The organism is Prevotella sp. PTAC, from assembly GCF_013166535.1.
Taxonomy (GTDB): Bacteria; Bacteroidota; Bacteroidia; order Bacteroidales; family Bacteroidaceae; genus Prevotella.
The window spans coordinates 1-21,328 of the sequence record NZ_JABKKK010000014.1 but is presented as its reverse complement, the minus strand read 5'-3'; the positions used below and the strand labels follow the sequence as shown (position 1 = coordinate 21,328).

Annotated in this window: 16 protein-coding genes; 3 read left to right on the top strand and 13 right to left on the bottom strand. The window is 52.0% G+C overall.

The window, feature by feature from the left end:
• The first annotated feature begins 22 nt into the window (after window positions 1-22).
• A complete protein-coding gene (locus tag HPS53_RS11060; protein ID WP_172206261.1) occupies window positions 23-1,471 on the top strand; it encodes a family 43 glycosylhydrolase in 1,449 nt (482 codons plus the stop codon).
• Window positions 1,472-1,673: 202 nt separating this feature from the next.
• Here HPS53_RS11060 and HPS53_RS11055 read toward each other — a convergent pair whose 3' ends face one another.
• The 12 genes from HPS53_RS11055 to HPS53_RS11000 all read right to left on the bottom strand — a co-directional run bounded on the left by HPS53_RS11055 (window position 1,674) and on the right by HPS53_RS11000 (window position 16,208).
• Window positions 1,674-3,056 (bottom strand): pectate lyase, encoded by a 1,383-nt coding sequence (locus HPS53_RS11055; protein ID WP_172206259.1) that lies wholly within the window; start codon window positions 3,054-3,056, stop codon window positions 1,674-1,676.
• 351 nt (window positions 3,057-3,407) lie between these two features.
• Window positions 3,408-4,475 (bottom strand): glutamate 5-kinase, encoded by a 1,068-nt coding sequence (gene proB, locus HPS53_RS11050; protein WP_104368295.1) that lies wholly within the window; start codon window positions 4,473-4,475, stop codon window positions 3,408-3,410.
• A 28-nt stretch (window positions 4,476-4,503) separates the two neighbouring features.
• Window positions 4,504-6,198 carry an AMP-binding protein gene (locus HPS53_RS11045; RefSeq protein WP_172206257.1) on the bottom strand — a complete coding sequence of 565 codons (1,695 nt, stop codon included), beginning with the start codon at window positions 6,196-6,198 and terminating at the stop codon, window positions 4,504-4,506.
• Window positions 6,199-6,263: 65 nt separating this feature from the next.
• The gene (locus tag HPS53_RS11040; RefSeq protein ID WP_104368257.1) at window positions 6,264-6,818 is read right to left on the bottom strand and encodes a helix-turn-helix domain-containing protein; all 555 of its coding nucleotides are present in this window, start codon (window positions 6,816-6,818) and stop codon (window positions 6,264-6,266) included.
• 180 nt (window positions 6,819-6,998) lie between these two features.
• A complete protein-coding gene (locus HPS53_RS11035; protein ID WP_104368262.1) occupies window positions 6,999-7,796 on the bottom strand; it encodes a pyrroline-5-carboxylate reductase in 798 nt (265 codons plus the stop codon).
• A 61-nt stretch (window positions 7,797-7,857) separates the two neighbouring features.
• A complete protein-coding gene (locus HPS53_RS11030; protein ID WP_172206255.1) occupies window positions 7,858-9,003 on the bottom strand; it encodes an aspartate aminotransferase family protein in 1,146 nt (381 codons plus the stop codon).
• A gap of 38 nt (window positions 9,004-9,041) precedes the next feature.
• Window positions 9,042-10,010: an N-acetyl-gamma-glutamyl-phosphate reductase gene (argC, locus tag HPS53_RS11025; RefSeq protein WP_104368259.1), complete on the bottom strand. Its 969-nt coding sequence runs from the start codon at window positions 10,008-10,010 to the stop codon at window positions 9,042-9,044.
• Window positions 10,004-10,195, bottom strand: a complete 192-nt coding sequence (locus HPS53_RS11020) for a PspC domain-containing protein (protein ID WP_104368260.1) — start codon at window positions 10,193-10,195, stop codon at window positions 10,004-10,006. Before HPS53_RS11020 ends, argC begins: the two co-directional genes overlap by 7 nt.
• Window positions 10,196-10,201: 6 nt before the next feature.
• On the bottom strand, window positions 10,202-11,401 hold the full coding sequence (locus HPS53_RS11015) for an argininosuccinate synthase (protein WP_172206253.1): 1,200 nt from the start codon (window positions 11,399-11,401) through the stop codon (window positions 10,202-10,204).
• Between the two features lie 212 nt (window positions 11,402-11,613).
• Window positions 11,614-12,204: a GNAT family N-acetyltransferase gene (locus tag HPS53_RS11010; protein WP_172206251.1), complete on the bottom strand. Its 591-nt coding sequence runs from the start codon at window positions 12,202-12,204 to the stop codon at window positions 11,614-11,616.
• Window positions 12,205-12,263: 59 nt separating this feature from the next.
• Window positions 12,264-12,740, bottom strand: coding sequence for an arginine repressor (locus tag HPS53_RS11005; RefSeq protein WP_172206249.1), 477 nt, complete (start codon window positions 12,738-12,740; stop codon window positions 12,264-12,266).
• A 141-nt stretch (window positions 12,741-12,881) separates the two neighbouring features.
• The gene (locus tag HPS53_RS11000) at window positions 12,882-16,208 is read right to left on the bottom strand and encodes a hypothetical protein (RefSeq protein WP_172206247.1); all 3,327 of its coding nucleotides are present in this window, start codon (window positions 16,206-16,208) and stop codon (window positions 12,882-12,884) included.
• Between the two features lie 1,368 nt (window positions 16,209-17,576).
• Here HPS53_RS11000 and HPS53_RS10995 point away from each other — a divergent pair.
• Window positions 17,577-19,373, top strand: coding sequence for a hypothetical protein (locus tag HPS53_RS10995; protein WP_172206245.1), 1,797 nt, complete (start codon window positions 17,577-17,579; stop codon window positions 19,371-19,373).
• A gap of 32 nt (window positions 19,374-19,405) precedes the next feature.
• A complete protein-coding gene (locus HPS53_RS10990; protein WP_104368234.1) occupies window positions 19,406-20,806 on the top strand; it encodes a DUF5723 family protein in 1,401 nt (466 codons plus the stop codon).
• Between the two features lie 67 nt (window positions 20,807-20,873).
• Here HPS53_RS10990 and HPS53_RS10985 read toward each other — a convergent pair whose 3' ends face one another.
• Entirely contained in the window at window positions 20,874-21,095 is a 222-nt protein-coding gene (locus HPS53_RS10985; RefSeq protein WP_172206243.1) for a hypothetical protein, read from the bottom strand.
• Between the last annotated feature and the right edge of the window lie 233 nt (window positions 21,096-21,328).

Below are 21,328 nucleotides of genomic sequence, written 5' to 3'. Positions count from 1 at the left end.
GAACATCAAACACTGAACATCAATGAAAAAGATATTATCGGCAATACTTCTCGGGCTTCCTCTGGCCGCAATGGCGCAGACAGGACAGCCGTGGATACACGACCCGTCGACACTGGCCGAGTGCGACGGCAAATACTACACGTTCGGCACGGGCGGCGGCGGACTGATAAGCGACGACGGTTGGTCGTGGCATGGCGGCGGGGTGCGTCCCGGCGGCGGTGCGGCACCCGATGTGATAAAGATAGGCGACAGGTATCTTGTGGTATACGGAGCCACGGGCGGCGGTCTCGGCGGCGGGCACAACGGCCGCATTCTCACCATGTGGAACAAGACACTCGACCCGCGGTCACCCGATTTCCGGTACACGGAGCCGGTGGAAGTGGCCTCGTCAGACGGACTGGAAGACAACGACGCCATAGACCCGGGAGTGCTTCTCGACCCCACCGACGGACGGATGTGGGTGTCGTACGGCACATATTTCGGAAACATACGCCTCATAGAGCTTGACCCGAAGACGGGATTCAGGGTCAAGGGAAACAAGGCCGTGGACATAGCGATAGACTGCGAGGCCACGGACCTTATCTATCGTGACGGCTACTACTATCTGCTCGGCACCCACGGCACATGCTGCGACGGGGTGAACTCCACGTATAACATCGTCTGCGGGCGCAGCCGTAATGTGACAGGGCCTTATATGGACAATGTGGGCCGCTCGATGCTGGAAGGCGGCGGCAAGATGGTGGCAGGCGCTGAGCCTCGGCGTGTGGGAGCGGGACACTTCGGGCGCACGGTCGTCGACGAGGGTGTCGAGGTGGCGTCGTTCCACTATGAGGCCGATTTCGACCGCAGCGGCCACTCCGTGCTGGCTGTCCGCCCGCTGCTGTGGAAAGACGGCTGGCCTACCGTGGGACGCAGTTTCCGTGAAGGCAAATACTCGATTCTCTCCTGTCGCAGGGAATATGCGCTCGAACTGGCTGTCGACTTTGTGCGCATAGAGCGGAAAAACCGCATGGGCTGGCACAACATATCTCCCGACGCGCCTCTTGAGCGTATACCCGACCAGACTCTCGATGAGGTTGGGGCATCATGGCCCGAGGGCGGTATTGGCGTGCGCACGGGCGATAATATGTTCCGTCCGCACCAGTTGTGGAATATCGAGGCCGTGCCCGGGGCGGGCGGGTATCTCAGTAATCCGTATTTCAAGATTACCATAGCCGGAACAGACCGCGCCCTTTGCGCCACGGGCGACATGGAAGTGGCGTCTGTTCCGGCCTTTACGGGAGCCGACAGCCAGTTGTGGCGCATCGAGCAGTTGACCGACGGCACGTTCCGCATCATGCCTAAAGGAATACCCGGACAACCGGGAATAAACAAAAAGTATGTGCTTTACTCCGTGGGTGACAGTACGCCCACACTCGCGCCGTACGATTTCGGTACGGACAACTCCAAATGGATATTTTCCGGAGAGTGACACTTTTTCACGGCCGGTGATTTGATTTCTTTACGGCATCTTGTCATCGGCCTTATGTTTTCTTTGAAGTATCGGGCTATACCCGGCAGCGCAAAGCGCTTTTACCGTAAAAAATCTTTCGCTTCCTCTATCTGCGGCAACCTTTGAATACTGTCGCATATAGAGGGAGTGATAGATTCTGTGATAGGAGATTGGCCGCTAATTATTTTCCGGCAACCAATCCGTTGAGATACATTTCTATGTTGGTGAACGACTTGTCGAGGCCGTATGCGGCAGCGTCAGCAGCATCGTTGGGATTCAGACCGTGCGCAAGTTCCCAGGTGTCGGGCATTCCGTCGCCATCGCTGTCGGGCAGAGCCTTTCCTCTTTTCAGTTCCGGCCAGCCCCCTGCGTCTTCCGGAGTGTTGATGATGCCGTTCTTTCCGAACGTACCTATGCCCTCTTTTACCTGCCGCAGTACCTCGCTGTCGTATGTGTCTCGCGAGAGGCTGCACCCTACGGAAGCCAGAATCCTGAGGTAAGCCTCGGCCGGGGTATCCTCGTCTATCGGCTCGTATGGGAACGGGGTGACTACAAGGCATGATTGGCTTTTCTCGCCTTCGGTGGGAATGGCTTCCGGTGAGATACCCCTCGTCTTCCTGGCGTTTTTCTGCGCCGGTACGTATTGCAGTCCGGGCCGATCGGATACGCCGCTGCGGTTGTCGGCTGTCACGGCGTCGTCTCCTTCCATCACGTTTCCGGCAACGTAATAGCGTCCGGTGCCGTCTGCCGCGACATCAAGCAACCTGTGATGTTCGGAAGCCGGGCCAGGCTTATAATAATTGTTCACCATGTTTATCTCTCCGTGATGTCCGCCGCCGTATGCGGTCTTGAAACCCCAGTTATACACCACGTTGTTGCGGTAGTCGACCCACTTGGTGCCGTCGACCGAGGCAAAGCGCGGGTTGCGGCTTGCGTGGTTGGCGAGCATGTTGTGGTGGAATGTGGCTTTGTAGCCTCCCCAGATGCCGCCGAACCCGTGGCTGCCCTTGGTGTGTACAGACCTGTTCAGGCTGTGCGACACGAGGCACCACTGCACGGTGAGGTTCTCGGTCTTGTAGATAGAAAGGCACTCGTCGATGCTCCAGCTCACAGACAGGTGGTCGAGAATGACATTCTTCTGTCCGTAGCGTCCGCCTCCCAGTCCGTCGCTGTCCCGGTTGTGCCTGTCGCCGACCCGCACACGGATGTAGCGGACGATGACATTGCTCGCATTCACCACCAGCGAGTAGTCTTTCAGGCAGATACCGTCGCCCGGGGCCGATTGCCCGGCGATGGTGATACTGTCGTTGTTTATTCGCAACGGAGATTTAAGTTCGATGGTGCCGTCTACTGCGAAGACCACGATGCGCGGGCCTTTCTGCTCCACCGCCGCTCGCAAGCTTCCCTCGCCGCTGTCGTTCAGGTTGGTAACCGTGATTACACGTCCGCCTCGTCCGCCGGTAGTATACTTGCCGTAACCCTCCGCTCCCGGAAAGGCTATCGGCTGAGCCTGCATGCCGGCACCAGCGAAAAGCAGGCATGCAGTTAGTAAAAAGTATCTCATAATCAGCTGACTGTTTGTTGTTTAATCTGAGTTTTAATAAATATAAGTTTTTAGATAGTTTGTTATTATGGATTTGTTTCGGTTTCTTTACTTTGCTCTCGGGCAAGAGATAACCGCCGGTAATCACGAATACAATGTTAAAGTTACTGATTTTTCCAGTTATACAGGTTGTTTTAACAAACTTTTCGACTCATTTTCGGCTTACCATGTATCTTGATGACCGTGCCGGGTATGAAGGGTAGATGTGAATAAAGCGGCTGTCCAACAGCCCGGGGATAAACAAAAGCTGTTCAATGTCACGGGTTGTGATATTGAACAGCTTATGAACAGGCGTCGGACGGAGGCCGTTCGCTATTCCATGTACAGATAATCATAATGTATTATCGGCTTCACGTCGTGCTTGCCGATGAGCGTTGCGGCCTCAACGGAGGAGTATGAGCTGCGGCCTATGCCGATGCGGGTGCCTCGGTTGTCGATGATTGATATGATGTCGCCCTCTTCAAAGTCTCCCTCTATGGCAGTGACACCGACCATCAGCAGGCTCACGGCACGGTCGCCGCACAGTGCCGAAGCGGCCTTTTCGTTCACACGGACCGCGCCTTTTGCGAAACTCGCGCTGTGGGCAATCCATTTTTTGACGTTAGAAACGGCTCCGGTGTTCGGTGTGAACTCGGTGTGAGGCGTGTTGCCGGGGTCGAGAGCGAGGCTGATGAGTATGTTGTCGCGCTTGCCGTTGGCTATGACCACTTGTATTCCCTCGTCAGCCACCTTGCGGGCTATGCCGCATTTGGTTGTCATTCCGCCGCGGCCGAAACCGCTTTTCTCCTGTCTTATGTATTCGTTCAGGTCGCGTCCGGGGCTTACCGTCCTTATTACCCGTGACGAGGGGTCGTGTGGTGAGCCGTCGAATATTCCGTCGATATTGCTCAGTATTATCAGTTTGTCGGCATCCATCATGGATGCTATGAGGCCCGACAGTTCGTCGTTGTCGGTGAACATCAGTTCGGTGACACTCACGGTGTCGTTCTCGTTGACTATCGGTATCACCCCGTTGCCGAGCATCACGGTCATGCAGGCACGCTGGTTGAGATATTCGCGGCGGGTGGCGAAGCTCTCTTTCATAGTCAGCACCTGCCCCACGTGTATGTGGTATTCGCGGAACAGGTCGTAATAGAGGTTTATCAGTTTTGCCTGCCCGAGGGCAGAGAACAGTTGCCGCTGTTCCACGCTGTCGAGCTTGTGGCTCACTTTCAGTTCACTACGTCCGCAGGCCACGGCTCCGCTTGATACGAGTATTATCTCGTGGCCGTTGTCTCTCAGCCATGCCACTTGGTCTACGAGAGCCGACATGCGGGTGATGTCGAGCCGGCCGTCGTCGCGTGTGATTACGTTGCTGCCTATCTTGATTACTATTCGCATAACCGTGAATGTGTGTTGCCGGTGGTTTTTAATCGTTTTTTTTCGTCGTTTCCGGATGCATGTCTTTCTCTCTTATCTCCACGCGGCGTATCTTTCCGCTGATGGTCTTGGGCAGTTCATCGACGAACTCTATTATGCGGGGATATTTGTATGGAGCCGTTTCGCGCTTTACGTGGTTCTGAAGCTCCTTTATCAGTTCCTCGCCCCCCCTGTTTTTCCATGTGTCTTTGAGTACTACCGTGGCCTTTACCACCATTCCCCGTATATCGTCGGGTACGCCGGTGATGGCGCACTCGATGACGGCGGGGTGGGTCATGAGGGCGCTTTCCACCTCGAACGGCCCTATTCGGTAGCCGCTGCTCTTTATCACGTCGTCTATACGGCCGACGAACCAGTAATAACCGTCCTCGTCGCGCCATGCCACATCACCGGTGTGGTAATATCCGTCGTGCCACACGCGATGTGTCAACTCATCGTCGCGATAGTATTCTTTGAACAGCCCGATAGGCTTTTCCCCTTCTCCGTTTTCATCGTTGACCCTTATTACAATCTCTCCGTTCTCACCGTCTTCGCATGGTGTGCCGTCGGGTTTTATCAGAGCGATGTCGTATTGCGGGTTAGGCAGTCCCATGGAGCCGGGCTTCGGCTTTGTCCATGGCATCGTGCCGAGTGTCATTGTGGTCTCGGTCTGTCCGAACCCTTCCATGAGGTGTATGCCGGTAAGCTGGAGAAACTTGTCGTATACGGCAGGATTGAGGGCCTCGCCGGCCGTGCAGCAATAGCGCAGTGATGACAAATCGTATCGTGAGAAATCTTCGTGTATCATGAAACGGTATACCGTGGGCGGCGCGCAGAATGATGTTATGCGGTATTGTTCTATCCTGCGTAGTATTTTGTCGGCGGTGAACTTCTCGTGATCGAATACGAATACGGCCGCTCCGGCAAACCACTGGCCGTAGAGCTTGCCCCATACGGCTTTCCCCCAGCCTGTATCGGCCACCGTGAGGTGTATGCTTTCTTCGGTGAGATTGTGCCAGAACACACCGGTGGTAAGATGTCCGAGGGCATAAAGGAAGTCGTGTGCCACCATTTTGGGCTTTCCGCTCGTGCCGCTCGTGAAGTACATCAGCATCGTGTCGTCGTTGGCGTTCACCTGCTCGGGACGTGTGAAAGCCGGCGCCGATGCCCATTCGTCGTGCCAATTATGGAAGCCGTCCTCTTGTTCGGGACCTATGCTGACGAGAGTTTCCACGGTGGGACTGTCGGGCAGCGATTGCTTTACCTGCCGCATGACGTACTCTTCGCCCACGCAGACGATCGCTTTGATGCCGGCGCGGTTGTTGCGGTATACAATGTCGTGGGTGGTAAGCATGTGCGTGGCTGGAATAGCCACCGCACCAATCTTGTGAAGAGCGAGCATTGACAGCCAGAACTCGTAGCGGCGTTTGAGAATCAGCATCACCATATCGCCGCGGCCGATACCGAGTTGTGTGAAATATGCCGCCGTGCGGTCGCTCTGCTCTTTTATATCCTTAAATGAGAACCTGATGCATTCGTCATTGTCGTTGGTCCATATCAGCGCCGTCTTGTCTGGCTTTTCCTCTGCCCAGGCATCCATGACGTCATAAGCGAAATTAAAATTTTCGGGTATTATGAAGCGGAGGTTGTTTATGAAGTCGTCTTGCGACGTGAATGTCGTTTGTCTTAAAAATCTTTCAGTCATGGTTATAAAATCTTTCAACCATGGTCATAAAATCTTTCAACCATGGTCATCCCTCTTTTTTACCTTTAAATGATTATGGCGAGAAACTTTACCGGGCGTCCGCCGAGCGCTCTCATACAGTGGGGCTGGCTGGCATCGAAGTATATGCTGTCGCCCTCTGCCAGTTCCATAACCTTGTCGCCTATGGTTATTTCGAGACGGCCTTCGACCACGTAATCAAACTCCTGGCCGTCGTGCGAGTTCTTATTGTATTTCTCTCCTTCGGGCAGAGGATCCACCTGTGTCATGAACGGGTTCACTTTCCGTCCGCGGAAACCGCTTGCCAGACTTTGGTATTTATATTCTTTTCGCCGTTCCACGCTCAGGCCTTGGTCCTTGCGGGTGAGGAAATAGCTGCTCATGCGTGGCTCTTCGCCGAAGAGCAGCACGTCGAGCGATATGCCGTAGCGTTTTGATATCTTTGATAGACGATATACGGAAGGGTCTGCCTGTCCGTCTTCGATCTTCATATAATGTTCGAGCGATATGTCGCATAGCTGCGCCACTTCTTCCGCCGGAATGTCGAGAACCTCGCGTAATCCGCGCAGCCGTTCGCCGATTTGTTTTATTTGTTCGTTCATGGTCGCTTGTCTTGTTCTGTTATTATACGTATTTTTTGTTTTTGCCACTGTTTGTCTCCTTCATGATATGAGGCATTTTGTTTTGCTCTCTTTGCATGGATGGATGACGTACCGTAGCCGAAAGTTTCTTTTTGTTTCTTGTCCTCTTGTGGAATAAACTCTAAAATGTATGGCAATATATCATTTCATTCCGGCTTTCAGGCCCCGTATCACAGCACTTGTAAATCCGGCGTGTTCCATTTCGTTGAGGCCTTTTATGGTGACTCCGCCCGGAGTTGTGACCTTGTCGATCTCCACTTCAGGGTGATTGCCGTTGGCTATGAGCAGGTCTACCGCGCCTTTCACCGTCTGGAGCACAATACTCTTGGCCTCATCGGCTTTAAATCCAAGCTCCACCCCACCTTCCGCTGCCGCCCGTATATATCGCATCGCGTATGCGATTCCGCATGAGGCGAGGGTCGTTCCGGCGGCGAGCAACCGTTCTTCGGTAATGATTGCCCTTCCCATGCAGTCGAACAGCTCTTTAACCTTGTCGGTATCGTTTGCCGAGGCTTTTACCGGTACGATGAATGTCATCGAGCTTAGTTCGGCAATTGCGATGTTGGGGATGGCAAGGAATATATCGGGCAGCTCATGGTCTCGCACGTCACCGTCGCCAAGCCATTCCTTAATCTTTTCCGATGTGATGCCTGCCGCCACTACCACGACTGTCTGCCTGTCGTAGTCCATGTATGGCTTTATGGATTTTAGCACTGTTTCCACAAGCCACGGTTTCACGACCACACATATAGTGTCCGCACCCGACACCGCGTCGCGGTTGTCTGTAGTCACGTTTACTCCCATTTCTGCGAATGAGTCTATTGTGCTTTGCGACGGGTCGGCCACGGTGATGTCTTTGGCATCGTGTGTTTTGCCTCTGAGCAGCCCGCGTACCATTGCGCCTCCCATTGCTCCCGCCCCGATAACTGAAATCTTCATTTGCGTTTTATTTATTCCATAAACATCTGATGCCGTCAGTATGGGCGTCAGGTGCAGGTTGTCATACTGTTTGTTTTAGAACCCTTTTGAGCCTTTCGATAAACTCGTCCGCCATGTCTTTTGTGAAGCAAAGAGGCGGAAGCAGTCTCAATGTGCCCGTTCCGGCACATCCTGTGAATACATGCTCGTTGCGCAGCAGAGCCTCGCGCACCGCTTTGTGCGGCATGTCGAGTTCGATTCCGATCATCAGCCCTCTGCCACGCACCTCGGTGATATGGCATTCTTGTTGTTGCAGTTCCCTCAGTTTATCCATCAGATACTCACCGGTGGCGTGTGCGTTGTCCACCAGGTTTTCGCTTTCAATGACGTCAAGTACCGATATGGCTGCCGCACATGCGAGATGATTGCCGCCGAAAGTGGTGCCGAGCTGCCCGTATTTCGGTGCGAAATCGGGTGAGATGAGCACCGCTCCCATCGGGAAACCGTTGCCAATGCCTTTTGCCGCGGTTATGATGTCGGGGCGGATGTCGAGCCACTGGTGGGCGAAGAACCTCCCGCTGCGCCCGTATCCGCACTGTATCTCGTCGGCGATGAGCACCGTTCCGTTTTCACGGCAGGCCTCGGCCAGTCCTTGCGCAAACTCTTTGTCTGCCATTCTGATGCCGCCCACACCCTGTATACATTCGATTATGCAGGCACACACATCGCCTTTGGACAGTTCGTCCCGCCATGCGTCGAGGTCGTTGAGCGGCAGGTATGTGACGTGCCCGTTGGCATTGACGGGCGCTATGATATTGGGGTTGGCCGTGGCTTCCACCGCCAGCGACGTGCGTCCGTGAAAAGCTTTCTCTGCCGACAGTATCCTTGTGCGTCCGTTTGCGAACGATGCCAGTTTCAGTGCGTTCTCGTTGGCCTCCGCTCCGCTGTTTATCAGAAACAGTTGGTAGTCTTCATATCCCGATGCTTTGCCCAGCCTGTCGGCCAGTTCGGTTTGGAGGGTGTTTATCACTGAGTTGCTGTAAAAGCCCAGTTTGCCCAGTTGGGCGGTTATCTTGTTGGTATAGTGCGGATGACAGTGCCCTATGCTGATTACGGCATGTCCTCCGTATAGGTCGAGATATTCCGTGCCTTTGTCATCCCAGACGCGGCATCCCTCACCTTTTACAATGTTGATGTCGAATAACGGGTAAACGTCAAATAGTTTCATGCTTTTCTTTTTTTACCGTACTTGTCTTGTCCGTGTTTTTAAAATGCGCTTGGTTTAAGTCTCAGGCCGGCCGTCTCGTCTATGCCGAACATTATGTTCATGTTCTGTACCGCCTGGCCCACAGCGCCTTTAAGCAGGTTGTCGACGCAGGAAGTGATGAGCAGTTTGTCGCCGTGCTTGTCGCAATGTACGAGACACTTGTTTGTATTCACCACTTGCTTCATGTCTATTGCCTTGTCTGCATAGTGCGTGAATGCCGCATCGGCGTAGAACTTTTTGTATCCCGCCACGATGCTTTCCATGTCGGCATCTGTCCGTACAACCGAGGTAGCGAATATTCCGCGTGCGAAATTGCCTCGATACGGTATGAAGTCTATCTCTGCGTCAAGTGTGCCCTGAGCATGGCGCAGGCTCTGTTTTATTTCCGGCACATGCTGGTGGGTGAATGCCTTATATATGCTCATGTTGTCGGTGCGCCATGAGAAATGTGTCGTCGACGTGGGTTTCTGTCCTGCTCCGGTGCTTCCGGTGATGGCGTTTACCATTACGTCTTTCGTAATCAGTCCCATCTTTGCCGCCGGCAACAGTCCGAGCTGTATGCAAGTGGCGAAGCATCCCGGGTTGGCGACATGCTGTGCGGCCGCTATTTTATCCTTGTTCAGTTCCGGCAGGCCGTATGTGTAGTCGTTGCCGGGGGCTTCTATGCGGAAGTCTTGTGCCAGGTCTATAATCTTTACGTTTGCCGGCACGTCGTGTTCTTTCAGGAAAGCCTCGCTCTTGCCATGCCCGAAACAGAAGAACAGCACGTCCGTATCGCTGAAAGGCATGTCGGCCGTGAATGCCATGTCCGTCTCGCCGTATAATCCTCCGTGTACGTCGGCAATCTTGTTGCCGGCATTGCTCTCGCTGTTGACGAACACTATCTCTGCTTGCGGATGGTTGATGAGCAATCTTGTCAACTCGCCTCCGGTGTAGCCGGCTCCGCCCAATATACCGATTCTTACCATTGTTGATGATTTTTAGGTGCGAGTAGCCATATCAGCAGGTAGGTGACGAGACCGGCTCCGTAGCTTAATATGAATGCGGCGAAAGCAATGCGGACTATTAGCGGGTCTATGTCGAAGTATTCGGACAGCCCACCGCATACACCGCCTATTTTCTTGTCTGATGATGACAGATAGAACTTTTTCATGCCTTTTTATCTGTTTTCGTCTTTATGTATTCCGTAATACATTCTCAGCGGGGTGCTCAGTACCTTGATGAATCCTTTTGCCTCGTCGGCCGTCCATCCCCGTTGCATTTCTCCATACTCGCCGAGCTTAGACTTGGTGAGGTCGTCGGGCGAGTCGATGCCAACGGTGTCGAACCCTAACGGGCGGAGGCGCAGTATGGCCGTGCCGTTCACGTTGCGTTGTGACGACGTGAGCATAGCCTCTATGTCGGCCATCACAGGCTCGAGATACTGGCTCTCATGCAGGAACATACCGTACCAGTTGGCCACCTGGTCTTTCCAGTATTGCTGCCATTTGCTCAGTGTCGACTTCTCGAGCAGGCGGTGTGCCTCGATAATCAGTTTGGGAGCTGCGGCCTCGAAGCCCACGCGTCCTTTTATGCCGATGATGGTGTCACCCACGTTGCAGTCGCGGCCTATGCCGTATGCGGCGCCTATCTCTTCTATTTTCTGTATCGCCGCCACCTTGTCGTCAAACAATTCGCCGTTGACTGCTGTTATTTCGCCTTTTTCGAAAGTTATTTTCAGGAGCTGCTCTTCTTTTTGTGTCACGTGTTTGAGATACGCTTCCTCGGGCAATCCCTGTGTAGGGTCGAGCAGTTCGCCTCCGCAGATGCTTGTACCCCATATACCCACGTTGTAAGAGTATTTAAGTTTGGTGAAGTCGGCGGTAAATCCGTGCTCGTTCAGGTAGTCCACCTCCTCCTTTCGTGTGAGCGCCTTGTCTCTTGTGAGCGTGATGATCTCCACCCCGGGAGCCATCACGAGGAATGTCATGTCAAATCGTATCTGGTCGTTGCCTGCTCCGGTAGAGCCGTGCGCTATTGCGTCGGCGCCTATCTCGTTGGCATATCGTGCTATGGCAATGGCCTGGAATATGCGTTCCGAAGATACGGATATCGGGTAACAGTTGTTCCGCAGCACATTGCCGAATATCATGTATTTCAACGATTTGTCGTAGTACTCCTGTGTCACGTCGAGCGTGGCGTACTTCACGGCGCCGAGTTTGTATGCGTTCTCTTCGTTGGTCTTAAGCTGTTCGGGGCTGAAACCGCCCGTGTTGGCGCATGCGGCATATACGTCGTATCCGTCTTGTGCCAGCTTCATCACTGTATACGAGGTGTCTAATCCGCCGGAAAAGGCCACCACTACTTTCTTGTTTGCCATATTTTAATTACAAATTATTTAAATGAAGAGTGAATAACGAAGACGTATTGATGAGCGAAGCGAGTGATTTGCTATCTCTGTTCCTTTTCGCCTATTCACGTCTTGAAAGCATTTGTCTTAACTTCTTTAACTCCCTTAACTCCTTTAACTCCCTTAACTCCTTTAACTTCCTTAACTCCTTTAACTTCTTTAACTCCTTTAACTTCCTAACCTCACTTCTCTATCTCCTTTATTCTGTCGAGCACTTCCTGCGGCAGCTTGGCCGGCAGATGCTCTTCTGGATCGTACAGCATCGCCGTGCAGATGCAGTATTTGCGGCCGGTGCGTTTCAGCACGTCCACGTTCACGCACCCTTCGCATCCCCGCCAGAACGCCTCGTCGTCCGTGAGGTCGGCGAATGTCACGGGCTGATAGCCCAGCCGGGTGTTCATTGCCATTACGGCTGCACCGCTTGTCAGGCTGAATATCTTTGCGTGCGGCCACCGTGTGCGTGCCAGTGTGAATGTCATGTCCTTAATCCTCTTTGCCACTCCCATGTCTCTGAAGTCGGGGTGTACGATGAGGCCCGACGTGGTGACATACTGTTTGTTGCCCCATGTCTCTATGTAGCTGAATCCAGCGAACTTCTCGCCTTGCAGCGCTATCACGGCCTTTGCCTCTTTCATTTTCGTTGCCAAATACTCATGTGTGCGCTTGGCTATTCCCGTGCCACGCACCGCCGCCGCCGCCGCGATTGTTTCGAGAATGGTGTCCACATACTTCTCGTGTTCGGGAGCGGCCACTAATACATTGATATCTTCCATCGGTCTTTTTAGAAAAAAAACTGTCGTCTCTTACCTTGTCGTATCGTTGTTACCGTCTGTTATTCCATGTTGGGCACGACCTTGCTCAGCGCGTCGGTCACTTCCTCTTCGCCCGCTCCCTGCCTGATGACGATGAATATGGTGTCGTCTCCGGCTATCGTGCCGATAATCTGCGGTATTTTGCTGTTGTCTATGTTGTAGGCTATGCTGCCGGCATATCCGGGGCGTGTCTTTATCACGCCCATGTTTCCCGAGAATGTTATGGATACGAAGCCTGGTACCTTCATCATCTCCTTTACCTGGTTAGGGGTGCTCACGCGTTTGTACATCGTCACGTTTGGCAGCACGTATATGTAGTCGCCGTTCATAGTGGCGGCTTTCGCCACTTTGAGTTGCTTGAGGTCACGGCTCAGCGTGGCCTGTGTCAGTTTGAAGCCCTCGTTTTGCAGTGCGTCGAGCAGTTCTTCCTGGCTGCCCAGCTCCTGGCTCGAAATAATCATTCTCAGCGTTTCAAGTCTGTTCTTCTTTATCTTCATGTATGTATATTTATGCAAATACAGGGCAAAGATACGTATATTTATGCAAACGCACAAGTGTTTATGCATAAATTTGCAATAACAAACACAAAAAGGCCGCCTACATGAGGCGACCTTTTATGTTTGTCAGGCGGTGGTTGGTTATTTGATTACAACCTTCTTGCCGCCGATGATGTACAGACCCTTGGCCAAGCCGTTGAGCGACTCGCCTGCGTTGCGTACCTTGACACCGTTTATTGAGTAAACATCGTTGTTGATGTTCTTCACGTTGTTGGTCACGCCGTTGATGCCGTCTGTCTTCTGGTAGTCGGTGATACCGATTGTGTAGATGTGGCAACCGTTGGTGTTTGTCAGTTTGACGTCTACCGTCTCGGCGTCAGACTCGGGAACAACGACACGGAATGTCTCGAATGTTGTGGGAACGCACTGGGCGAACTCGGTTCCGTCAACGCTCAGCTTCAGGCCGCGCGCGTCTGTGCTCTTGTGGGATTCGAGACCGATTTCGATTGTAGCGCCCGGCTTCACACCAGGAATTACGAACGAGAAGTCCTTGCCGCCAATCCACAGATATGCCGGACCTGCATATGTTCCGAGGGTTGTCTCGGGATAGTTGAGGGCTATCGCGATCGATCCTGCACCAACCTTGTCGAAGAGCAGACCTGCTGTCTCGGCAATCTCATGGCCGTTGGCCCAGAGCGACTGTGCCTCGGTGATTTCTGTTCCATACCAGTATACGGCGCCGCCTCTGTCGGGTTCGGCTTCGCTCGGGCCGGCAACCTTCTCGTAGCTGCGCCACGGAGTCACTGCGGGATATTTGCCGTCAGCGTCGGGTTCTACTGTCGCTGCCTCTGCTTTCAGGTCGTTTGCGGTCTCCTCGCTCCACTTGGTGAAGTCCCAAACCACGGGTACTTCCTGCTGCTCTTCCTTGGCAACGATTTCCATCGGATAGAGTACGGTAGCGCCTTCGGCGTTCTTGTATACGAGGGCAGTCATGCTCTCGATAGCCGGCAGGTTGTAGCCCTCTCCGCTTTCGCTCATGTACTCGTCTGTCAGGAAGCTCCAGCCCGGGGTCATCATCACGTCCTCTACCGCTATTTGCTCCTCGTTCTGTGTGGCTGTGAACGTGCGCATGCCTGTGGCTTCGAGCGTGATGTCCTTGATGTCTACAATCTTGAAGAGGTTCTCTTCTTTCTTGGCGTCTGCTATGGTAGCCTCGGCATGAGCGATTTCCGTATCTTCAACGGCCGTAACCTCGTCGCCGGTAGCGCCGGTATTCTCGCTGTCGCTGAATGTCGGTACACCGTTTATCACGCTGTATATACCGGTCACCTTACCTGTCACGGCTTTGCCTTCCGACGCTCCGAGCTCCATGAGCATGCTCATCACGCCCGAACCCAGTGCCACGGCACCGCTGGCGTCTTCTATCACGCTCACTCTGCCGCTAAGGCCGCTGGCACCTCTTGATACAACGACTTTGGTATTGTTCAGTGTCAGAGTAGCCTCTGTCTCGTCGGCGAGAGCCTTCAGGGCTGCGATGTTCTCGGCAACCGCGATTGCGGGAGCGGGAGTATAGGTCGTGGTGTTCTCGTCAGCGTCTTCGATTGTTGCCTCAATCTTGTTGATTTGAGTGTTTCCTGCGATGCTCAGAACAACGTTTGTTGAGTTTCCTGTCCACTCGGATTTGTCAGAGACAGTACCGTTGAATGAGTTTTTTGCATTCCATTTCTTTTGTGATATGGTCAAGCTCTTGATAGCTTTGCCCTCAGCTGCTTCCAATGTCAGCGTGCCGCTGTATACACGAAGCTGCGGACCGGCTGTTGTGCCCCAGAAACGGTTCTCGGCGCTGTTGCCTTCTTCTTTCGGGCTGATTGTCAGTGTCAGGTCACCGGCATTTATAACCTTGTTCTCTTTGATGTCACCGTCGGTAGCTGAGCTGGAAGATACTGCATAGGCAGAGTCGTTGAAGTTGATAGTTACGGGGCCGGCCGGCTCGATCAGCTCGGCGTCACCAGTCTTCTGGATGTAGATAAAGTCTACTCCCATATTGTTGTTGCCGCCTTTTGCGAGCAACATGCCTGTCTCCTTATTGTTCAAGGTGAACTCGTCGGATTTTCCCTGTACCCAGTTTACGGCTGTTGCGGTGAATGTGAATACGGTGTCTTTTCCTGCGATGTAGTTCCACTCGGAAGCCGGTGTCTTGGAAACGTCACAGATGACGGTCGTCAGTGTGTACTTTCCGTTGGGCAGTTTGGTGAACTCAACGTCTGACTCGGCAGCATAAGCGGAAGCGCCGTTGGAGCTGCGTATCTTGGTGTTGTTGTTTGTTGTGAGTGTAAGGCCTTCGATGTCCTCTGCCTCAGAGAAATAAACGACGTTCTCTATGCTTGTGGGCTTGAAGACAATGTTCTTGGCCATGTTGTCCTCGCTCAATGTCATTGAGAAGCAATATCCTTTCTTGTCGGAGCTGAGTTTGCCGGATTCATACAGTGTCCCGTCTACATTCACGTATGTGGAGTATGCCATGGCGAATGTCTCGGCCTCGAAATTCTGTCCTGTCTTGAGCACTTTCAGCACGTTGTCGCTTTCATCGACAGCATTGATGGTATAGTTCCATGTGGCTGCCTCGCGGAATGTAACCGTGATTACGGTAGAAGCGTCTCCCGCGACGGTCTTGCCCTCTGCGTCGTCGCTTACGTAGATGTATTTCTTTGTCTTGTCAGCGTTGTAGATGCTTGCTTTGTCGGCGTCGGTGATTGCAAGGGCGGCGCCTATCGACTCAGAGCGGGTCTCGCTCTCTTTCAGCTCGTTTCCGTTGCCGTCAACATATTTTACTGTGTATGTCGATGAGGCGGAAGCGTCTATGGCTTCGATTGTGAGCGTGATGTCGGTTATCTCCTGCTCACGGCCGGTGTATGTGAATATACCGAAACCGATGGTGTTGTCAGTCGATGCGGCAAGCTGTTCCGTGACGTCTTGCGTGAGTTCTACTCTTGAGGTCTTGACATTCACACCGTCGCCATTGAGGCCTGTGGCGTTGAGTGTTTCGGCCTTGTTCGTGTTTGCCCATGTGGCTGTGGTTGCGTCCCAGCCTGTTCCTATGTGGGCTATCTGCACGTTTGAGTTTTTGCCTGACACTGTACACTTTGAGAAGAATTTGAGTGTGGCTTTTTTCAGTGTCTTTCCGGTCATGAACTCGGAAGCGTCAAACTTGGTGATTACTACCGGGGAGCCTTCATAATTGGCCAGCATGTTTGAAAATGCCCCCCCCGAGATTTTCGCTTGTGAGCATCTCCATGCCGTAGCGTCGGCATTGAAGAGTACTGTCTCCTCGTTTTGCGCAGTTTTTCCGTTCGCTTGTATAACGGTGGTCTGTGCGGGTGTCAGTACCGTTTCCTCGGCCTGAGATACCAACGGGAAGAAAAGAAATGCCATCAATGTCAATAGCAAAGATGTAGATAATTTCTTCATAATTTTTTGTTTGGTTTTAATTGTGGTTTTTTGCATGTGCCTTTTTGCCCTGTGGGCACATTTGGTGATTCTTGTTTTTCTTGTTTAGCGACGTCCCGCAGGGCGCTTGGCCTGCTGTCGGCAAAGCCGGGACTGTCGTTTACTGTGCGGCTTCTGTTTTAGTTCGATTTAACGTTTGTTTAAATTTTATATTATTCAGTTAGTAATTTCCGCCGCTAAGTTAATAAATTATATAATGTGTCGGGGTGGATAATAGTGTTTTCAATGTCTTTTTATCAAAAAAATAAGTATAAAAAATGTTTCAAAGGCACTGCCAAAGATAAAAACGATGCCTTTGAAGGCTGTGATGTGGAATAAGGTAAAGAAGCGGTGCGGGCATGATGATATGTCGGCGGCCGGTAGCGTGGTAGGTGGCATATTGTATGAATAAAGTCATGGATTTGACACTTTGTTTTTTAGTAAAATAGAATTGTGGGTGCGATATGTACTTCGATACGGAATGCGATAGAGTGGTTTTTGATGGCCGGTGATCTTGTCTTTTTATTGCAACGGGATGCCCGTTGGTGTGCGTTTGGTTGCCGGTTGCGTAGCGTTTAGATACCCGTCGGCTTCCGTTTAGCGTCTAAATGCGAACCAACGGGACGCTAAATGAAAGAAACGCGGGAGCGTGGGGATCCGGTTTTGTTGGGAAAAGCCGGCGCTGTGGGTGTATAGGGTTGATATACAGGTTGTTGTATAAAGCTGCTCAAAATCCGCTTATTTTCGGCCGCAGGATTTTAATTTTGAAACGGCCGAGTTTTGAAGATGTTTTTGTTTGATAATTTCATAGAGGGAGGAATCGGGATGGATATGTCTCATGAGGGAATGGACATGATGCTGTGAAATAATCCTTTCTGCATGTATCCTTTTGACATATCCCACGAATTTTGTATGATTGTGGAATTGCGGCCGGATGTCCTTGCCGGGATATAGTGGAACGGTTCGCTATCCGGATGTGTTTTTCGAATGATGGTCGTTTTGTGTGGCTCACGAAGTTGGTCGGTGTTGCATGCGGAAAACCGTTATTTGAAAATATTTCATATCCGGTTATGTCTCTTTTAACGAAATTTGCATTATCTTTGCACAAGATAGGCTTCGCCTCAGCAACTGAAAACAAGTTTTCGTTGCGTTCGGCTTGCGCTATCTTTGCACAAAATAAGCTATGGCCAGTACGGGTCGACGGGCGGAGCGAATGATTTGGAGCGGGGCTGATCCGTTCGGGTCAGACTGTTTTTCAGAAGGCGAGCCACGTCTCGGTGACAAGGGCGATGCGGAAAGCCTGCCGTATGAAATAAGAAATAAATTCAAAACTAACATAAAAATTTAGGAATGAGATTCTATTTATTTGATGCTAAATGGCTGGCACCGCTGATGGTGTCGGGTGTGGTTGCCGTCGCCGGTTGCACGGACGACAAGTATGACCTTGACGAGGTCGACATGACCGTGGGTATAGGCAATGGCGAGTTGACATTGCCGGGCAGTTCGACGACAAACATAACGTTGGACGACATTCTCGACATTGACGATTCGGAGTGCGTGGTGACAGATGAGAACGGCGACTATGTGTTCAGGCAGGCCGGAGCCGATGTTGAGCCGGTGAAGGTGCGCATAGAGCAGATTGTGATAACGGAAAATACCAGTCAGTCGTTTGACGTGGTATTTGACACTCCCGACCTGGGAGGCATACCCAACGTGCCGGGTAGGGTGACACTGCCCGCGGAGACCAGGACAAACGGTAAGGTGCATGTGTTCGATTACAGCGACGACAATGCCCCGGAAGAGCTTGTCAGCCTGAAAGGCGCCACGGTGACGGAGGATTTCGAGCTGAGGGTAAAATTCTCGCAGGATCTCAAGAAATTCGTGCCACAGCTCACCGAGCTGACCGTGCGCTTCCCCGCATACATGGTGGTGACCGGCATACAGGCTCCGGCTCACACGCAGAGCGGGGCGGAGTTGTCTTTCAAGAACGTGGGCACGGCCGGCGACCTGGTGATAAAAGGCAGCGTGGCCCGTCTCGACTTCACGGCCGATGACACGAGCCTGGGCAAGCTCGAACTGAAAAAGAACAACGGCAAGACGAGCATCGATCTCAGCGGTAGCGTGATGGTGTCGGCGGCATTCAGGGAGATGGTGCTCGACGGATCGCCGCTGGGCAACGCACGGTTCTCGGTCAGCAGTGATGTGGCGATGAGCAGGTTTGTGGTCACATCGGCCGAGGGACAGTTTGACCCTACGATAGACCTTACCGACCTCGGTGATGCCGACATCACCGGAGTGCCGTCGTTCCTAGAAGAAGACGGGGTGGTGATAGACCTGTACAATCCGCAGATATTGCTTACCCTCGACGGAGACATGGACGTTGACGGAAAGGTGAGAGGCACGCTTACGGCATATAAGGACGGTGCGGTATTGAAAATGCTGAACGTGCCGGAGATGGCAATCAACGCAAACAGCAAGACGAGAATATGTATCTGCCGGGTGAACGACGCTGACGTGCTGGCAGGCGGATATGACCAGGTGGTGGTTGTGCCCGGACTGTCTGACCTGATAAAGACCATTCCCGACAAGGTGACCTTCAGCGCGGTGGCAAAGGCAGACAAGGATAAGGTGGTGGAGTTTAAGCTCGGACATGACTATATGATTAAACCGTCTTATGCGATAGAGGCTCCGCTGGCGTTTGCCGATGACGCTTGCATCGTGTATACGGACAGTATCGACGAGCTGAGCAGCGACCTCGAAGACATCGACCTTGGCAACGACGCGAGACTCGAAATCACGGCCGATGTGGAAAATCACGTGCCGGCATATCTCGAAGTGACAGCGGTGGCATTGGATGTCGCCGGTCGTGAGCTTGCCCCCGGCAAGGTGAAAGTGGATGTGGAGGGTGTCATAGCAGCATACAACGGGAACCGGTCGGTATCGACACCGCTCAAAATAACGGCTAAACAGCAGACTAAAGGTGCGTTGAAGGAACTCGACAAGATCAAGTTCACGATCAAGGCAGTGGCCAAGACGGCGGGCGCACCCGCAGTGACGGGGCAGACGCTCAACGCGACGAAGCACTATATCAAGGCGGACAACATATCGGTGAAACTGAAAGGAAAGGTTACGGTAGACCTTAACTAACTTACACATTATTATATATAATAGCGAAAGACATGAATTTATCATATAGACATATTTTGGCCGCGGCCATGATCGCGGTCGGCGGCACAATGACGGCACAGACTTTAAACTCGGCTTATTTCACCGATGAATATACTTTCCGGCACACGATGAATCCCGCATACGGCAATGAGGATAACTATGTGTCGGTGCCGGCGCTCGGTAACATCAACGTGAAGATGCAGGGAAACTACGGATTGGGCGATATCCTCTTCGACAACCCTACACCGGGAGGCAAGAGGCTCACGACGTTCATGCATCCCGACATATCGGTGAGCGATGCTCTTGGCGGACTCGGAACGGGCAACAACCGTGTGCTCGCCGACGTGAACATGACTGTGCTGTCTGCCGGCTTCAAGGCTTTCGGCGGATACAACACCGTGGAGCTTAACACGCGTGTTAACGTAGGTACGTCGCTGCCTTACGGACTATTTGAGTTTGCAAAGAACATAGGCAACAACAACTATGACATCGGCGACATAAACATAAACACGCAGGCTTTCGCAGAGCTCGCTTTCGGACACTCACGGCAGATAAATGAGAAGCTGAGAGTGGGGGCGAAGCTGAAATTCCTTTTCGGTGCGGGGCGTGCCGATTTGCGGATGAAAGGCATGAAGGCCGAGCTTGCGTCAGACAAGAAGTGGATTGTGTCCGGACAGGCGGAGGCTAATGTGTCCATGAGCGGGTTCACATATATTTCGGAAATGAAAGACTATGAGAGTGAAGGTGCCGGACAATATGAGGCCATCAACGATATCGACATCGACGGTGCTGGTCTCGCCGGCTTCGGTATGGCTGTCGACCTTGGCGGTGTTTACAAGATAAATGATGATTGGACGGTGAGTGCGTCTTTGATCGACCTTGGTTTTATCAGTTGGAGCAGCAATGCGCGTGCGGTGAATGCGGCAGACAAATTTGAGTTTGACGGATTTCACGATGTGGCTGTAAGCTCGTCAAAGGGTGACAAGCTCGATGATATCTCGGACGGGTATGCCGATCAGATAACAGACTTCATCAACCTGAAAGACCAGGGCGATACGGGCGGACGGACAACCGGAATAGGAGCGACGCTCAATTTCGGAGCGGAATATACTTTGCCGGTATATAAGAAAGTGAAGTTCGGCGCACTTAGCACAACGCGTATCCGTGGGGCGTATTCGTGGACAGAGGGCCGTATAAGCGCAAACTACACTCCGCTCAAATGGCTGGATGGCGGTGTCAACTTCGCTGTCAACAGTTTTGCGGCGAGCATGGGATGGGTGCTTAACATACATCCGAAGGGATATAATTTCTTTATCGGTATGGATCATATCCTCGGCAAGACCGCCAAAGGCGTGTGTGTGCCTCTCAGCTCAAACGCTCATGTGGCGTTGGGTATGAACATCACTTGGTAATCAACTTATCCTAAGTAATACATTATATAATTAATGGGGCGTCGTATTCGCGATGCCCCATTAATTATTATTGCGATGCTTTTGATTGTATTGTCTTTGTCACTTGTTTTTTATTCTTCCTTTCCTTGTCTGTTCTTTTTCTGTTCCTTTCTTGTTTTTCTCTTTCTTTCTCTTTCTCCTTCCTTGTTTTTTTTGCTGTTTTTTTTCTTTGGCCTGTCCTTCTTTTCTCTCCTTCTTTCTTTTTTCTGTCTTTTTCCCTTTTTCTTTCTTTTTCATTTTCATTTTTCATTTCCTTTTCTTTTGTTTGTTTTTTTGTGTTTTTGTCTTGTTTTCGTGCCGTTTTCCTTGACCTGTGTCAATTTAGTATAAAATTACCGTTGTTTTTCGAATTTTTTCTTAAAATTATTTGGTTTGTGTCCTTAAAGTCCTTACCTTTGCATCCGCTTTCAGGGTTGAAGCCCTGGTGAGCGTTAAGAGAGAGTTCTTTGACAGACTGAATAACAGAGAAAGTAGTAGTACAAG

Excerpts from the sequence above, each read along its gene's own strand:
- HPS53_RS11060 (WP_172206261.1), top strand. The coding sequence starts at position 23 with ATGAAAAAGATATTATCGGCAATACTTCTCGGGCTTCCTCTGGCCGCA.
- HPS53_RS11055 (WP_172206259.1), bottom strand. The coding sequence starts at position 3,056 with ATGAGATACTTTTTACTAACTGCATGCCTGCTTTTCGCTGGTGCCGGC.
- proB (WP_104368295.1), bottom strand. The coding sequence starts at position 4,475 with ATGCGAATAGTAATCAAGATAGGCAGCAACGTAATCACACGCGACGAC.
- HPS53_RS11045 (WP_172206257.1), bottom strand. The coding sequence starts at position 6,198 with ATGACTGAAAGATTTTTAAGACAAACGACATTCACGTCGCAAGACGAC.
- HPS53_RS11040 (WP_104368257.1), bottom strand. The coding sequence starts at position 6,818 with ATGAACGAACAAATAAAACAAATCGGCGAACGGCTGCGCGGATTACGC.
- HPS53_RS11035 (WP_104368262.1), bottom strand. The coding sequence starts at position 7,796 with ATGAAGATTTCAGTTATCGGGGCGGGAGCAATGGGAGGCGCAATGGTA.
- HPS53_RS11030 (WP_172206255.1), bottom strand. The coding sequence starts at position 9,003 with ATGAAACTATTTGACGTTTACCCGTTATTCGACATCAACATTGTAAAA.
- argC (WP_104368259.1), bottom strand. The coding sequence starts at position 10,010 with ATGGTAAGAATCGGTATATTGGGCGGAGCCGGCTACACCGGAGGCGAG.
- HPS53_RS11020 (WP_104368260.1), bottom strand. The coding sequence starts at position 10,195 with ATGAAAAAGTTCTATCTGTCATCATCAGACAAGAAAATAGGCGGTGTA.
- HPS53_RS11015 (WP_172206253.1), bottom strand. The coding sequence starts at position 11,401 with ATGGCAAACAAGAAAGTAGTGGTGGCCTTTTCCGGCGGATTAGACACC.
- HPS53_RS11010 (WP_172206251.1), bottom strand. The coding sequence starts at position 12,204 with ATGGAAGATATCAATGTATTAGTGGCCGCTCCCGAACACGAGAAGTAT.
- HPS53_RS11005 (WP_172206249.1), bottom strand. The coding sequence starts at position 12,740 with ATGAAGATAAAGAAGAACAGACTTGAAACGCTGAGAATGATTATTTCG.
- HPS53_RS11000 (WP_172206247.1), bottom strand. The coding sequence starts at position 16,208 with ATGAAGAAATTATCTACATCTTTGCTATTGACATTGATGGCATTTCTT.
- HPS53_RS10995 (WP_172206245.1), top strand. The coding sequence starts at position 17,577 with ATGAGATTCTATTTATTTGATGCTAAATGGCTGGCACCGCTGATGGTG.
- HPS53_RS10990 (WP_104368234.1), top strand. The coding sequence starts at position 19,406 with ATGAATTTATCATATAGACATATTTTGGCCGCGGCCATGATCGCGGTC.
- HPS53_RS10985 (WP_172206243.1), bottom strand. The coding sequence starts at position 21,095 with ATGAAAAATGAAAATGAAAAAGAAAGAAAAAGGGAAAAAGACAGAAAA.